This window comes from Diaphorobacter sp. ED-3, assembly GCF_027625375.1.
GTDB classification, from domain to species: Bacteria; Pseudomonadota; Gammaproteobacteria; order Burkholderiales; family Burkholderiaceae_C; genus Diaphorobacter; species Diaphorobacter nitroreducens.
Genome location: NZ_CP115182.1, coordinates 3,567,756 through 3,582,759 on the forward strand (window position 1 = coordinate 3,567,756; position 15,004 = coordinate 3,582,759).

Genomic DNA, 15,004 nt, shown 5'->3' on the forward strand with positions numbered 1-15,004 from the left:
CCAATTATCCCGGCGCTATCCGCAGCGGAAGGGTCACCGGTCCGTCGTTGACCAGGTGCACCTGCATGTCGGCGGCAAAGCGGCCCGTGGCCACCATGGGGTGCACGGCGCGCGCCTGGGCGACGAAGTAGTCGTACAGCCGCTCCCCCTGCGCCGGCGGTGCCGCCTGCGTGAAGCTGGGCCGGTTGCCGCCGCGCGTGTCGGCGGCCAGGGTGAACTGGCTGACGATGAGCAGGCCGCCGCAGGTGCCCTGCCCGTCCAGGTCCTGCACGCTGCGGTTCATCTTGCCGGCCTCGTCGCTGAAGATGCGCAGCTTGAGCATTTTGGCCAGCAGCTTGTCGGCCTGCGCCTCGCTGTCGCCCTGCTCGGCGCACACCAGCGCCAGCAGCCCCGGGCCGATGCGGCCCACGATCTCGCCGGCCACTTCCACGCGCGCCTCGCGCACGCGCTGCAGCAGGCCGATCATGTGCCGGCTCCTCCCGGCGCGGCCGCCTCGGCGGTCTCGAACACCGTAGCCTGCCCTTCGGGCAGTAGTTCGATGGTGGCGCGCAGGCCGGGCACGGCCTGCATCAGGGCCTGCTCGACGGCGGTGCGCTGCTCGGCGGCATGCCCCAGCGTCCAGTGCGCGGGCACATGCATGTGCAGATCCACGTAGTTGCGCGCGCCGGCGCGGCGCGAGGTGAGGCTGTCGAAATACACCACCCCTGCGCTGGCGTGGTTGTGCTCGCCCAACACCGTGAACACGCGCGCCAGCAGGCCAGGCTCCATGGCTTCGTCCATGAGACCCTGCGAGGCGCGCCAGATCAGCGCGCCCCCTTCGCGCAGGATGTTCAACGCCACCGCGATCGCCACCAGCGGGTCCAGCCACAGCCAACCGGTGGCGCCAGCGGCCAGTAGCCCGCCCACCACGCCGATGGAGGTCCACACATCGGTCATCAGGTGCCGCGCATCGCCTTCCAGCGCCAGCGACCGGTGCACCTGCGCCGCGCGCAGCATGCCCCATGCGAGCAGGCCGTTGCAGGCCGTGCTCAACAGCGACAGGCCCATGCCCCAGCCCAGTTGCTCCAGCGGTTGCGGGTGCATCAGCCGCAGCACGGCCGCCCAGAGGATGGCGATGCTGGCCCCCACGATGAGAATGCCCTCGAAGCCGGACGAGAAATATTCCGCCTTGTGGTGTCCGTAGGGGTGGTCCTCGTCCGCCGGGCGGCGCGCAATGGTCACCATGGCCAGCGCGAACATCGCGCCCGCCAGATTGACGAACGACTCCAGCGCATCCGACAGCAGGCCCACCGAGCCGCTGACCCACCAGGCCAGCGTCTTGAGCACGATGGTGAGCAGGGCCACGCCCACCGAGGCGCGCAGCAGGTTGTGGGGCGTCATCCACGCGGGAACGCTCAAGGGGCCGGAGGGTGCGGAAGGCATGCAGCGATTATCCCGCCGCCTTGCCGCCCTGCTGGCACACAAGCGCCCGGCGCGCCGCCGGACGCGCCTGCTCGCCAAAGGCCAGGCGTTGGGATATAAGCTCCGGGACCGACCGCCCACTGGATATGCCCTCCCCTCGCCCCCCTGCCTCCCCCTCCCTGCCCGACCTGGGCCCCCGCGCCAGTGATGCGCTGCTGCGGCTCATCGCCGACTCGGTGCCCGTCATGCTGGCCTATTACGAATCAACCAGCCTGCGCTGCGTGTTCGCCAACCAGCGCTACGCCGCCTTCAGCGGGCAAACGGTGCAGAGCATCATCGGCAAGACGGTGCGCGAGGCGATCGGCGAAAAGGCCTGGCAGGAGATCCTGCCCTACGTGCAGCGCGCGCTGGCTGGGGAGAGCGTTCAGTACACCCGCGAATACGCCGGCCCGCAGGGGCGCGCGCATATGCTGGAGATCAGCCTGCAGCCGCACTTCGGGGTGCACGAAGGACGCAACGCGATGGTGGGTGCATTCGTGCTCATCAACGACATCGCCCACCACTGGGAGGCCGAGCGCGCCGTGCGCCAGAGCGAGGAGCGCATGCGCAAGTTCGCCATCGCTACCGAGGAGGGACTTGCCTTTCACCGCGACGGGCGCATTCTGGATGCCAACGAAGCGCTGCAGCGCATGGTTGGCTATTCGCTGGCCGAGCTCGTAGGCCAATCCATCTTCGATTTCGCGCTGCCCGAGTACCGCGCGCTGGCCGTGGAATACACGCGCCGCGGCAGCGAGAAGCCCTACGAGCTCGCCATGCGCCACAAGGACGGCCGCGTGATCCCGATCGAGGTGGTGGGCAAGACCATGCCCCAGCAGGAGGGTGACTACCGCGTGGTGGTGGTGCGCGACATCACGGCGCGCAAGCAGGCGCAGGAGCAGGCGCGCTTCCTGGTGCTGCATGACACGCTGACCCAACTGCCCAACCGGCGCCACCTCATGATGCAGTTGGCACGCATGGCGAGTGCCGCGCAGGAGCGGCAGACCCGCGCCGCCGTGCTGTTCATCGACCTGGACCACTTCAAGACGGTCAACGAGTCGCTGGGAAACCAGGCCGGCGACCAGCTGCTGATAGAGATTGCGCGGCGCCTGCAGGACGGGGTGAAGGCCACCGACTTCGTCGCGCGTGTGGGCGGCGACCAATTCATCGTGCTGCTGCCCGACCTGGCCAACCGCGCCGCAGCGGCCGAAGTGGCCGATGCGCTGCTGGCGCGCGTGCGCGCCGAGTTCGCCATCGGTGGCACGCCGCTGTCGCTATCACCCTCCATCGGCATCAGCGTCTTTCCGGACGACGGCTACAGCCCCGACGAGCTGCTGCGGCGCGCCGACGCGGCCATGCACCACACCAAGGAAAGCGGGCGGGGCATGCGCATGTTCTATGAACCGGGCATGGAAGGCCAACCCACGGAGCTGCTGCAGCAAGAGCACCTGCTGCGCGAGGCTGTGTTCCAAGGGGCCTTCGCACTGCACTACCAGCCCCAGGTGCGGGTGGCCGACGGCCGGCTGGTGGGCTTTGAGGCGCTGGTGCGTTGGCGACACCCGGTGCGCGGCCTCGTGGGGCCGGATGAGTTCATTCCCCTCGCCGAATCGCGCGGGCTCATCACGCCCATTGGCCGCTGGGTGCTGCGCGAGGCCTGCCGCCAGCTCAAGGCATGGCACGACGAAGGGCTGCCCCGGGTGCCGGTGGCGGTGAACCTCTCTGCCATCGAGTTCCGCCAGCGCGACGTGGTGGGCGAGATCGCCCAGGTGCTGCAGTCGGCGGGCCTCGCACCGCAGTACCTGGAGGTGGAGATCACCGAATCCGCCCTCATGCAGCAGGCCGACCACACGCGCACCACCCTGCAGGCCCTGCAGGCCCTGGGCGTTGCCGTAACGGTGGACGACTTCGGCACGGGCTACTCGTCGCTGGCCTACCTCAAACGCTACCCGCTGGACAAGATCAAGGTGGACCGCTCCTTCGTCACCGACACGCCTGCCGACAGCGAAGACGTGGCCATCGTCACCGCCATCATCCAGCTCGCGCACAGCCTGCAGCTGCAGCCCGTGGCCGAAGGCGTGGAGACCGCGGAGCAGCTCGCGCTGCTGCAGCGCCTGGGCTGCGAACTGGCGCAGGGCTTTGGCATCGCACCGCCCATGGATGCGCAGCGCGCCCGCGAGTGGCTGCGCGCCCAGGCCGAGTGAGCAGCCGGCCCGGCCCGGCGCCGTGCCCACGCTGACACAGGCGGCGTGGACAATAGGCACCATGGCTCAGATCCCCGCACTTCCCGATCCCACCTTCCACACGACCGAGACCGAGGCGCTGGCCCAGGTGCAGCGCATCTACCAGCAGCAGATCGACCATCTGCGCAGCGCCATGCAGCGCTTCGTGGCGGGAGAGACGCCCGCCGCGCCAGTGCGCGCGTTCTATCCCTTCGTGCGTGTGCAGACCAGCACCGTGGCGCGCGCGCCCACGCACCTGGCCTATGGCTTCGTGGAGGGGCCCGGGCGCTACGAGACCACGCTCACGCGGCCTGACCTGTTCGCCGACTACTACACGGAGCAGCTGCGCCTGTTGCGCGCCAGCCACAACGTCGAGCTGGAAGTGGGCGTGAGCAATCAGCCCATCCCCATCCACTTCTCGTTCGCCGAGCACGACCACATCGAAGGCACGCTCAGCCCCGAGCGGCGCATGCTGATGCGCGACGTGTTCGACCTGCCCGACCTGGAGGCCATGGACGACGGCATTGCCAACGGCACCTGGTCGCCGCGCGCTGGCGAGCCGCAGCCGCTGTCGCTGTTTACCGCGCCGCGCGTGGACTATTCGCTGCACCGCCTGCGCCACTACACCGGCACGCAGCCCGAGTGGTTCCAGAACTTCGTGCTGTTCACCAATTACCAGTTCTACATCGACGAGTTCGTGCGCCTGGGCCATGCCGAGATGGCCAAGCCCGACAGCAAGTACATCGCCTTCATTGAGCCGGGCAACGTGGTCACGCGCCGCACGGGCCTGCCCGCGCAGGTCGGCGACGACCTGGGCGTGGCCCCGGCCCGCCTGCCGCAGATGCCCGCCTACCACCTCGTGCGCGCGGACCGCAGCGGCATCACCATGGTCAACATCGGCGTGGGCCCGAGCAACGCCAAGACCATCACCGACCACATCGCCGTGCTGCGCCCCCACGCCTGGATGATGCTGGGCCACTGCGCGGGCCTGCGCAACAGCCAGCAGCTGGGCGACTACGTGCTGGCCCACGCCTACGTGCGCGAGGACCATGTGCTGGACGAGGAGCTGCCGCTGTGGGTGCCCATCCCCGCGCTGGCCGAGATCCAGATGGCGCTGCAGCAGGCCGTGGCCGACGTGACGCAGATGCCGCAGGACCAGCTCAAGCGCATCATGCGCACCGGCACCGTGGCCAGCACCGACAACCGCAACTGGGAATTGCTGCCCGACAACATGCCCCAGCGCCGCTTCAGCCAAAGCCGCGCAGTGGCGCTGGACATGGAAAGCGCCACCATCGCCGCCAACGGTTTTCGCTTCCGCGTGCCCTACGGCACCCTGCTGTGCGTGAGCGACAAGCCGCTGCACGGCGAGATCAAGCTGCCCGGCATGGCCAACCATTTCTACCGCGAACGCGTGGACCAGCATCTGCGCATCGGCATGCGCGCCATCGACATCCTGCGCGCGGGTGGTGTGCACCGGCTGCACAGCCGCAAGCTGCGCAGCTTTGCCGAAGTGGCGTTCCAGTAGCCGCAGCCATTGCTACTTCATCGATAGCTGCTCGCGCTTATCCCATAAGCGTTTGAGCCGCTTTTTATCAATTTAGAGTAGCAACAACACCGCGACGAAAGCCAGCGTGTGCAGCACCACGCCGCCACCGGCCGCCACGGCATAACGCCAGCCCCCGCTGACCAGGGCCGTCACGCATTTGCTGACGGCGTGCACGCTCAGCCCCGCCGCCAGCGCGCTCACCAGGCTGGGCCCCACGGGGTCCAGCGGCCGGCCCTGCGACATGATGGCCGCGGCGGCCGCATGGACGTCGGCCAGCGCCGCCACCAGGGCACCGGCCAGCAGGCCCGCGTCGCCCCACCAGCCGCGCAGTGCCTGCACCAGCACCTGCACAGCCGTGAGCAGCGCGGCGATCAGCAGCGCGTCGCGCAGCTTGAATAGCGCCGTGCCGTCCACGTCCGCCGGGGCCGGCGCCTCACCCGCGGGCATGCTTCGCAGCAGCGCCCACCCCCAGACCAGCGCCACCACCCCGCCCGCCAGGGCCGGCGCCCACAACCGCACCAGCCACTGGGGCTGCACGGTGGCCGCCACCACCAGGATCTGCGCCATGGTCGCCACGCACGACAGCACGGCCGCGCCCCCCTGCGCGCGCACGGGCTCGCGCCCCTCGCGCACGGCCACGCCCAGGCTGGCGATGGTGGCGGTGCTGGAGATGAAACCCGAGGCCAGCGCCGACAGGGCGTTCGCGCGGCGCGCGTCCATGAGCCGGCGCGCCAGATGCGCCAGCGCCTGGATTACCAGCAGCACCACCACCAGGCGCACCAGCACCTGGGGGTTCAGCGCCTCCCCCCACAGGGGCTGATTGGGCGCAAGCGGCAATACCAGCAGCGCCAGCGCAGCCAGGATCAGCCCGCCCCGCACCTCGCCCTGGCGCAGCCACTCGCGTGAAAACTCATGCAGCGCCTCACGCGCCGTCAGCAGGCTGGTCACGGCGACGGCCAGCCCCGCCGCCACGGGCAGGCTCTGCGTGCACAGCACGCCGATCAGGTAGGCCAGCAGCAGCGCGATCTCGGTGGTCACGCCGGGGTCTTCGGAGCGGTCGCGCGCATAGGCCACCACGCCCAGCAGCGCAATGAACACCGCGCCCACCGCCACCAGCGCCTCGCTGCCCAGCAGCGCCGCCGTCGCACCCGACACCGCCGCCAGCGTGAACGAGCGCACGCCCGCGAGCGCGCGCAACGGGCCCTGGCCCTTGCGCCGTTCGCGCTCGATACCCATCAGCAGGCCGCTGCCCAGGGCGCCCGCCAGAACGGCCAGCGTGTCCTGAAAGCCGGTTGTGTCCATGGTGTTCATCGTGGTTGGTTGGCTTTGACGATTGGACCATGGAAAGCGGGCATCCAAAGGGCGCCCCACTCTCAGAACACTCTGGTTTTGATAGCTATCAGCGCTTGTCAGTAAAGCACCAGCGCCATTTTTCTCATAAACCTCTGCAATGGCGCGGTCTTCCCCCCACAATCGCGCCATGCAAGTGCTTCTGGAAGCCCGCGACCTGCGCAAGCGCTATGGCACCGCCACCGTGGTGGATGGGCTGTCGTTCGCCATCGCTCCGGGGGAGTGCCTGGGCGTGATCGGCCCCAACGGCGCGGGCAAGACCACCACCCTGCGCATGTGCCTGGGCCTCACCGCGCCCGACGAGGGCAGCGTGCACTTTCACCCTGGCGGCGGCGCTGCGCCGCTCGCCATGCCGCAAGACGCGCTGGCCATCAAGGCCCAACTGGGCGTGGTGATGCAGTTCGACAGCCTGGACCCGGACTTCAGCTGCGCCGAAAACCTGCGCGTGTTCGGGCGCTACTTCGGCCTGAAGGGCGCGGCCATGGCACAGCGCATCGCGCCGCTGCTGGAGTTCGCCGCGCTCACGGCCAAGGCCGACGCGCGGCCGGGCGAACTGTCGGGGGGCATGCGCCGGCGCCTGTCGCTGGCGCGCGCCCTGGTCAACGACCCGCGCCTGCTGCTGCTGGACGAGCCCACCACCGGCCTGGACCCGCAGGCGCGCCACCTGATGTGGGAGCGGCTGCAGCAGCTGCTGCAGGGCGGCAAGGCCATCCTGCTGACGACGCACTTCATGGATGAGGCCGAGCGCCTGTGCTCGCGCCTGCTGGTGCTGGACCATGGCCGCAAGATCGCCGAAGGCACGCCGCGCGCGCTGATCGCCGAGCACCTGGAACCCGACGTGGTCGAGGCCTACGGCCCGGGCGCGCTGGCCCTGGCGCAGGATGCGCAGTTGCGTCCGCTGGCGCGGCGTGTGGAAGTCAGCGGCGAGACCGTGTTCTTCTACACGCAGGACGCACGCCCGCTGCTGCAGGCGCTGTCGGCCCACGGCAGCCTGCGCACCCTGCACCGGCCCGCGAACCTGGAGGACCTGTTCCTCAAGCTCACCGGACGTCAAATCCGCGAGGAAGGCTGACATGCCCACGCCCACCACGCCCAGCCCCTGGCGCGCGCCCGACCTGTCGACGCGCTGGTGGCCCGTGTTCCTGCGCAACCTGCTGGTGTGGCGCAAGCTGGCGGTGCCCAGCCTGCTGGGCAACATCGCCGAGCCGCTGATGTGGCTGGTGGCCTTCGGCTACGGCATGGGGGCGCTCGTGGGACAGGTGCAGGTGGGCGGGCAGAACGTGCCCTACATCCTGTTCCTGGCCAGCGGGTCGATCTGCATGAGCGCCATGAATGCGGCCAGCTTCGAAGCGCTGTACTCGGCCTTCTCGCGCATGCATGTGCAAAAGACCTGGGACGGCATCATGAACGCCCCCATCAGCCTGGACAGCGTGCTGCTGGCCGAGATGCTGTGGGCCGCATTCAAGGCGCTTTTCACCACCACCGCCATCCTGGGGGTGATGCTGGCGCTGGGCATCAGCTACAGCCCCAAGCTGATCGTGGCCTGGCCGGTGCTGCTGTGCGTGGGCATCATGTTTTCCAGCATCGCGCTCATCTTCAATGCGCTGGCCAAGGGCTACGACTTCTTCACCTATTACTTCACGCTGGTGCTCACGCCCATGATGTTCCTGTCGGGTGTTTTCTTCCCGCGCGAACAGCTGCCCACAGCCATACGCCTCGCCTCGGACTGGCTGCCGCTCACCAATGCCGTGGAGCTGGTGCGCCCTCTCTTCATGGACCAGTGGCCGCAGCACCCGCTGCGCCACGGCCTGGTGATCGCCGTGACCACCGTGGCCGCGTACTGGGTGGCCCTGGCGCTCACCCGCAAGCGCTTTCGCGCCTGAGCCTTTCACGCATGCCTACGCTTCTGAGCGCCGAATACATCGCCCTGGTGGACCGGGGCGTCTCCACCATCGTGGCCTCTCGCGACACGCAGTTGCGCCCCAGCGTGATGCGCGCCGTAGGCGCGCGCATCAGCACCAACGGCCAGCGCATCACGGTCTTCCTGCGGCGAAGCCAGTCACGACAGCTTCTGGCCGACATCGCCACCACCGGCCACATTGCCGTGGTCTTCAGTGACCCGCCCTCGCACCGCACGGTGCAGGTCAAGGCCACCGCCGCCGTGCAACGTGCCGTGCTGCCGGCCGACGAACCCGCGCTGCAAAGCTACCTGTCCGCCATGCAGCATGCCGTGGCCCAGGTGGGCTATGGCCCGCAGTACACCGCGGCCATGCTGAATGCACCACGGGACGATCTGGTGGCAGTGGAGTTTTCGCCCGAAGCCGCGTTCGACCAGACCCCCGGCCCACATGCCGGCGAACCGTTGCGCAAGGAGCGTCAGCCGTGAACGTGCCGCCCACCCTGCGCTCCATCCGCGCCTGCCTGGAGGGCGCGATTCCTGCCATCATGGCCACCTGCGCCTCCGACGGCACGCCCAACGTGGCCTACATCTGACAGGTGGTCTACGTCGATGAGCAGCATGTGGCCCTGTCGTTCCAGTTCTTCAACAAGACGCGCGCCAACATCCTCGCCAACCCCTATGCCAGCGTGCTGGTGCTGGACCCCGTGACAGCACGCTGCTTTCGCCTGCACCTGCGCTTCCTGCGCACGGAGGCGGAAGGCGCACTGTTCGAGCGCATGCGCGCGCAGCTGGCGGGCATCGCCTCGCACAACGGCATGGAGGGCGTCTTTGAACTCAAGGGATCGGATGTCTACGCCGTCGAGCGCATCGAACCCGTGCCCGGAGAAGGACTGGCACCCAGCCCCGCGCAACTGCCACGCGCCGATCTGCTGGGCGCCGTGCGCCTGTGCAGCCAGCGCCTGGCGCGCTGCACCACGCTCGACGAGCTGCTACAGACACTGCTGGCGGGCCTGCACGAGCATCTGCACGTGCAGCATGCGATGGTGCTCATGCTGGATGCGCAAGCGGGCCACCTGTACACCGTGGCAAGCCATGGCTACACACATTCGGGCGTGGGCTCGGAGATCAAGCTGGGCCAGGGCGTAATAGGCGTGGCCGCGCGCGAAGCCACGCCGGTACGCATCAGCCACATGACCCATGCCGCGCTGTACAGCCATGCCATGCGCAGCAGCCTGGGACAGAGCGCGCCCGCGCACGAGATTCCCTACCCGGGCCTGCCCGCACCGCACAGCCAGCTGGCCGTGCCCCTGTTGAGCTGCGGCCGCACGCTGGGTGTGCTGTTCGCGGAAAGCCCGCTGGACTTGCAGTTCCGCTACCCTGAGGAAGACGCGCTGGTGGCGCTGGCAGGACAGCTGGCCGCCGCGATCGACCTGCTGCAATCGGCCGACGAAGCCACGGAGGCATCGCAAGAATCCGCGCCCGCGCCGGCACCGCGGGGGGCGCCCGTGCGGGTGCGGCATTTCGCGGTGAACGACAGCGTGTTCGTCAATGACACCTACCTTATCAAGGGCGTGGCGGGCGCGATCCTGTGGAAGCTGCTGCGCGACCATGAGCGCACCGGACGGCAGGACTTCAGCAACCGCGAACTGCGCCTGGACCCCAGCCTGCGCCTGCCAGGCGTGGCCGACAACCTGGAGGCGCGCCTGCTGTTGCTGCAGCGCCGACTGCAGGAAAGCGACACCGGCATCCATATCGACAAGACCGGCCGTGGGCGACTGCGGCTGCGGCTGGACGCACCTGTGCAGTTGGAAGAGATGGCCGGCGGTTGAAGGTCGCGCCGCCGCGGCGCTCACTTGATTGGGCGCCGGCGCAGCAACTCGATGTTGGCGCGCTGCTCTGGGGTGAAGGATGCCAGCGCGCTGGTGCGCGAAGCCTTGTCAGCCAGCGATTCCATGGCGAGGAACATGCCCGCGTGCAGTGCGGCATACACCGCCGAGGCGTACTCGATACTGCTGACCCGGTGGCGGGCCAGCAAGGCACGGATGCGCGGATCCGCATCCAGCTGACGCGCCAGCTCCTGAACGGACTGCGCGTCCGGCTCGTCGTCGTCGCCGGGACGTGCGGCTTCTGGCGACGCAGCCTGCAGTGCCTCCATGCGCTCCAGCAATTGGGGCGTGAGCCGAAAGCGTTCGGGGGGCGGGGGGGCCGCAGCCAGGGCACTCGCGCTGGCCACGCAAAGCCAGAATGCAGCCAGGGTATGGCGCAGCAACCCATGGCTCATCGCGCAAGCTCCAAAGCACGTGCCAGTTTGCCCCACTGGCCATTCGACAGGTGCGGACGCATGACACTCAATGCCGTGTCAAAGATGCCGGGAGGCGCATTGCGCCGCATGTCACCGAGCACCATGGCCCTATCGCTCGGGGTCATGCTGGGCAGCATCCAGCGCAGCGTGACGAGCATCTCGTCCGGCGGTATCGACGCGACCAGCGCACCCTCGATGGCAGCCAGTTCCGCGTCGCTGTAATGCGCCCAGAGCACCGCGTTGTGCGCCGTCTCCTCCAACTGCATGTGCTCGAAGTTGTGTGCCACGAACAGCGCCAGCTGCTGGTACAGCGCGTGGGCCACGCGCGCTCGCCGCTCGCGCGGGCATTGCATGAGCTGCTGCGCCGCATCCGCCAGCGCCGCAATCGCCTGCCCATGACCATCATGTTCCTGCTCAACCGCGGCGGCGCTGCCAGGTGCATGGCGCTCCATGGCGGGATGCACGTAGGTTTTCTCGTGGTACAGGTGCGCGCGGCAAAAGCTCAGCAGCTGCAGCACGCGTGCGCCGGCCTGGGACAGTTCGAGGTCGTCCTCGGCGTCCACACGACCCAGGCCCAAGAGTGTGTCGACCATATAGGCACGCAAGGCCTTGTGGATGAAGGCATAGAGGTCCATGCGCGGTGCGGCGGCGTCGGCCTGCGCGAGCGCGGTGATTTCCTGAGGGTTGAATTGCATCGTCGGTTCCGGTTCTTGTGGTGTTGCGGCTTGGGAGCCTCGCCTTCCCATGCGGCACATCGTGTGTCTCACAGGTGCTGTGCAGTCTAGGAACGGTGCAGCGCGCGTGCTGCTAAAAAACGCTTATGCGAACCCTCAAAATTTCTTAAGCGCGCACTGCCGAACCGGAGCGCGTCATGCAGCCTGGCGCAGCAAGTCCACAGCGCGCTCGGCAATCATCACCGTGGGTGCATTCGTGTTGCCGCTCACAATGCGCGGCATGATGGATGCGTCCACCACACGCAGAGCCTGCAGGCCATGCACACGCAGTTGGGCATCCACCACGTCCAGCGGACCGCAGCCCATGCGGCACGTGCCCACGGGGTGGTAGATGGTGTCGGCCCAGTCGCGGATGAACTGCTCGATCTGTGCATCGCTTTGCGCGCGGGACGAATGGGGCAGCTCACGCGCGCCCAGGCTGGCCAGAGCGGGCTGCGCCAGGATCTCGCGCATGCGCCGCACGCCGCGCACCATGCGCCGCATGTCGTCGGGATCACTGAAGAATGCCGGGTCCACCCGCGGAGCGGCCGCCGGGTCGGCGCTGGCCAGCGTCACCCGGCCGCGGCTTCGGGGCTGCAGCAGGCATACATGGCAGGAATAGCCATGGCCCCATGTGACCCGCCGGCCGTGGTCCAGCAGCTTGCCGACCACGAAGTGCAGCTGCAGGTCGGGCAATGGCTCCTCGGGGCGACTCTTGATGAAGCCGCCAGCCTCGGCGAAGTTGGTGGTCAGCATGCCGCCGCGGTGCGCACGCCACTCCCGCACGCCGCGCAGCACGTTCAGCGCCCCGGGCAGCGACAGGCCGAAAAGATCCGTCAACCGCGGTGCGTCCATCACCTGCACCACGTCGGGATGGTCGTGCAGATGCGCGCCCACGCCCGGCAGATCGTGCACCACGCCAATGCCGTGGCTCTGCAACTGCGCGCCCGGCCCCACACCCGAGAGCATGAGCAATTGCGGTGACAGCAGCGCCCCCGCCGACAGCAGCACTTCACGCGTGGCGCGCACCTGCTGCGTCTGGCCGCCCCGGCGGTATTCCACGCCCGTGGCGCGCCGGCCCTCGAACAGGATGCGCGTGGCCTGCGCGCCGGTCACCACCTGCAGATTGGTCCGGCCCAGGTGGGGCGTGAGGTAGGCCTTGGCCACGCTGAAGCGTTCGCCCGCCCGGTGCGTGACCTGGTAGAGACCTACGCCCTCCAGTTGCGCGCCGTTGAAGTCGTCATTGCGTGGATGGCCAGCCTGCACGCCGGCTTCGACGAAGGCGCGGCTGGCACGCTGCGGCGACTGCAGGTCCGTCACATTCAGCGGCCCGTCCGTGCCGTGCCAGGCGCTTGCACCGCGCTCGTTGCGCTCGGCCCGAAGGAAGTACGGCAGCACGTCGTTCCAGCCCCAGCCTGCATTGCCGGCCGCAGCCCAGTGGTCGTAGTCGCTGGCGTGGCCGCGCGCGTAGATCATGGCGTTGACCGAGCTGGAGCCACCCAGCACCTTGCCGCGCGGCTGGTAGCCCCGACGCCCGCCCAGGCCCGCCTGCGGCGTGGTGTGCAGCCCCCAGTTGAAGGCGCCGCTGCGCGCCATGGCGGCCAGCCCCGCCGGGCAATGGATGAGCACACTGGCATCGCTGCCGCCCGCCTCCAGCAGGCACACGCGCACCGTGGGGTCCTCGCTCAGCCGCCCCGCCAGCACGCAGCCCGCCGAGCCGCCACCGATCACGACATAGTCGAACTCACGCATGCAGTGTCCCCTCGTTGTATGGCGATGCTGCAACGCAGCAGCAGACGCGCGATTGCCGATACCATCACGGCATCGTTTTTTTCTCACTACTACACTTTCAAGGGACATTTATATGACGATTTCGACCGTTGGCATCATCGGCGCGGGCACCATGGGCAACGGCATTGCCCAGGCATGCGCTGTGTCGGGCATCAATGTGGTGATGGTGGACATCTCCGACGCTGCCGTGCAAAAGGGCGTGGCCACCGTGGCGGGTAGCCTGGACCGCCTGATCAAGAAAGAAAAGATCACCGAAGCCGACAAGAGCGCCGCCCTCGCGCGCATCAAAACCTCCACCAGCTACGACGACCTGAAGGCCGCCCAGATCGTGATCGAGGCTGCCACCGAGAACTACGAACTCAAGCTCAAGATCCTCAAGCAGGTGGACGCGCTGGTGGCGCCCGAAGTGATCATTGCGTCCAACACCTCTTCGATCTCCATCACCAAGCTGGCGGCCGCCACGTCGCGCGCCGACCGGTTCATCGGCATGCATTTCTTCAACCCCGTGCCGATGATGGCGCTGGTGGAGATCATTCGCGGCCTGCAGACTTCCGACGCCACGCACGACACGGTGAAGCAGCTCTCCGAGCGCCTGGGCAAGTCGCCTATCACCGTGAAGAACGCCCCCGGCTTCGTGGTCAACCGCATCCTGGTGCCCATGATCAACGAGGCCTTCTTCGTGCTGGCAGAGGGCCTGGCAACGCCCGAGGACATCGACGCCGGCATGAAGCTCGGCTGCAACCAGCCCATCGGCCCGCTGGCGCTGGCCGACATGATCGGCCTGGACGTGTGCCTGGCCGTGATGGATGTGTACCTGACCGAGTTCGGCGACAGCAAGTACCGCCCCTGCCCGCTGCTCAAGGAGATGGTGGCCGCCGGCCGCCTGGGCCGCAAGACCGGCCGCGGCGTGTACCAGTACTGACCTGACCCAGACCACCTGCCATGCCCGTTCGCAACCCCTTCAAGCACGCACTGGCCGCCGGTCAGGCGCAGATCGGTATCTGGTCCACCCTGCCATCACCCCTGGTCACCGAGCTGATCGCGGGATCGGGCTTTGACTGGGTGCTGCTGGACACGGAACACACGCCCAGCGACGTACCGCTCATGGTGCAGCAGCTGCAGGCTGTGGCCGCCGGCTGCCGGAACCACACGCACGGCGTGGTGCGCCCGGCCTGGAACGATCTGGTACTGATCAAGCGCTACCTGGACATCGGCGCGCAAACGCTGCTGCTGCCCTTCGTGCAGAACGCGGACGAGGCGCGCGCCGCCGTGGCCGCCATGCGCTACGCGCCGCGCGGCATCCGCGGCATGGGCGGCTCCATGCGCGCCTCGGACTTCGGCCGCGACGCGGCCTATGTACGCGATGCGGAGAACGAGCTCTGCCTGCTGGTGCAGGTGGAGACGGCCGAGGCGCTGGAGCATATTGAGGCCATCGCCGCGGTGGAGGGCGTGGACGGCATCTTCATTGGCCCGGCCGACCTGTCCGCCAGCATGGGCTTCCCGGGTGAGGCCAACCACCCCACGGTGCGCGCCGCGATCGACGACGCGATCCGCCGCATCCGCGCGGCCGGCAAGGCACCGGGCATCCTCGTGGTGGACGAAGCCCGGGCGCGCGAATGCCTGGCCCTGGGCGCGCAGTTCGTGGCCGTGGGCATGGACATGCTCCTGCTGCGCCAGGCCGCGGACGGGCTGGCCGCGCGCTTCCGGCCAGGCGCACGCGGGCCCGTCGCCACGAGCTACTGACCC

Annotated in this window: 13 protein-coding genes and 1 pseudogene; 8 read left to right on the top strand and 6 right to left on the bottom strand. The window is 68.6% G+C overall.

The genetic code is table 11. The features are described 5' to 3' along the window. Nucleotides 1-4: 4 nt before the first annotated feature. Both dtd and PCQ86_RS17270 read right to left on the bottom strand, forming a co-directional pair. Nucleotides 5-466, bottom strand: coding sequence for a D-aminoacyl-tRNA deacylase (dtd, locus tag PCQ86_RS17265; protein WP_012655523.1), 462 nt, complete (start codon nt 464-466; stop codon nt 5-7). Further along, nucleotides 463-1,422, bottom strand: coding sequence for a cation diffusion facilitator family transporter (locus tag PCQ86_RS17270; RefSeq protein WP_012655522.1), 960 nt, complete (start codon nt 1,420-1,422; stop codon nt 463-465). Before PCQ86_RS17270 ends, dtd begins: the two co-directional genes overlap by 4 nt. A 125-nt stretch (nt 1,423-1,547) precedes the next feature. Here PCQ86_RS17270 and PCQ86_RS17275 point away from each other — a divergent pair, with 125 nt between their 5' ends. Together PCQ86_RS17275 and PCQ86_RS17280 are read left to right on the top strand one after the other, a co-directional pair. After that, nucleotides 1,548-3,638, top strand: coding sequence for a putative bifunctional diguanylate cyclase/phosphodiesterase (locus PCQ86_RS17275; RefSeq protein ID WP_270174307.1), 2,091 nt, complete (start codon nt 1,548-1,550; stop codon nt 3,636-3,638). 61 nt (nt 3,639-3,699) lie between these two features. After that, complete coding sequence (locus PCQ86_RS17280; protein ID WP_270174308.1) at nt 3,700-5,181, top strand: AMP nucleosidase; 1,482 nt, start codon at nt 3,700-3,702, stop codon at nt 5,179-5,181. 72 nt (nt 5,182-5,253) lie between these two features. On the opposite strand, the gene PCQ86_RS17285 is transcribed toward PCQ86_RS17280, so the two are convergent. Continuing rightward, on the bottom strand, nt 5,254-6,504 hold the full coding sequence (locus PCQ86_RS17285) for an MgtC/SapB family protein (protein ID WP_255580477.1): 1,251 nt from the start codon (nt 6,502-6,504) through the stop codon (nt 5,254-5,256). A 178-nt stretch (nt 6,505-6,682) separates the two neighbouring features. Here PCQ86_RS17285 and PCQ86_RS17290 point away from each other — a divergent pair, with 178 nt between their 5' ends. From PCQ86_RS17290 to PCQ86_RS17305, 4 genes and pseudogenes are all read left to right on the top strand, one after another. After that, entirely contained in the window at nt 6,683-7,624 is a 942-nt protein-coding gene (locus tag PCQ86_RS17290) for an ATP-binding cassette domain-containing protein (protein ID WP_270174309.1), read from the top strand. Between the two features lies 1 nt (nt 7,625). Then, nucleotides 7,626-8,435 carry an ABC transporter permease gene (locus PCQ86_RS17295; protein ID WP_012655518.1) on the top strand — a complete coding sequence of 270 codons (810 nt, stop codon included), beginning with the start codon at nt 7,626-7,628 and terminating at the stop codon, nt 8,433-8,435. Nucleotides 8,436-8,446: 11 nt separating this feature from the next. Next, entirely contained in the window at nt 8,447-8,938 is a 492-nt protein-coding gene (locus PCQ86_RS17300; RefSeq protein ID WP_270174310.1) for a hypothetical protein, read from the top strand. After that, a pseudogene (locus PCQ86_RS17305) lies at nt 8,935-10,281 on the top strand (GAF domain-containing protein). Before PCQ86_RS17300 ends, PCQ86_RS17305 begins: the two are co-directional and overlap by 4 nt. A 20-nt stretch (nt 10,282-10,301) precedes the next feature. Here PCQ86_RS17305 and PCQ86_RS17310 read toward each other — a convergent pair. From PCQ86_RS17310 to PCQ86_RS17320, 3 genes are all read right to left on the bottom strand, one after another. Then, complete coding sequence (locus PCQ86_RS17310) at nt 10,302-10,733, bottom strand: hypothetical protein (protein WP_270174311.1); 432 nt, start codon at nt 10,731-10,733, stop codon at nt 10,302-10,304. Further along, on the bottom strand, nt 10,730-11,449 hold the full coding sequence (locus PCQ86_RS17315) for a hypothetical protein (RefSeq protein ID WP_270174312.1): 720 nt from the start codon (nt 11,447-11,449) through the stop codon (nt 10,730-10,732). The genes PCQ86_RS17310 and PCQ86_RS17315 overlap by 4 nt, the downstream gene beginning before the upstream one ends. Before the next feature lie 174 nt (nt 11,450-11,623). Beyond that, entirely contained in the window at nt 11,624-13,219 is a 1,596-nt protein-coding gene (locus PCQ86_RS17320; protein WP_196994949.1) for a GMC family oxidoreductase, read from the bottom strand. Nucleotides 13,220-13,331: 112 nt separating this feature from the next. Between PCQ86_RS17320 and PCQ86_RS17325 the strand changes: the two genes are divergently transcribed. After that, nucleotides 13,332-14,180, top strand: a complete 849-nt coding sequence (locus PCQ86_RS17325; RefSeq protein WP_011806810.1) for a 3-hydroxybutyryl-CoA dehydrogenase — start codon at nt 13,332-13,334, stop codon at nt 14,178-14,180. Between the two features lie 20 nt (nt 14,181-14,200). After that, nucleotides 14,201-15,001, top strand: coding sequence for an HpcH/HpaI aldolase family protein (locus PCQ86_RS17330; RefSeq protein ID WP_172208586.1), 801 nt, complete (start codon nt 14,201-14,203; stop codon nt 14,999-15,001). The last annotated feature ends 3 nt before the right edge of the window (nt 15,002-15,004 follow it).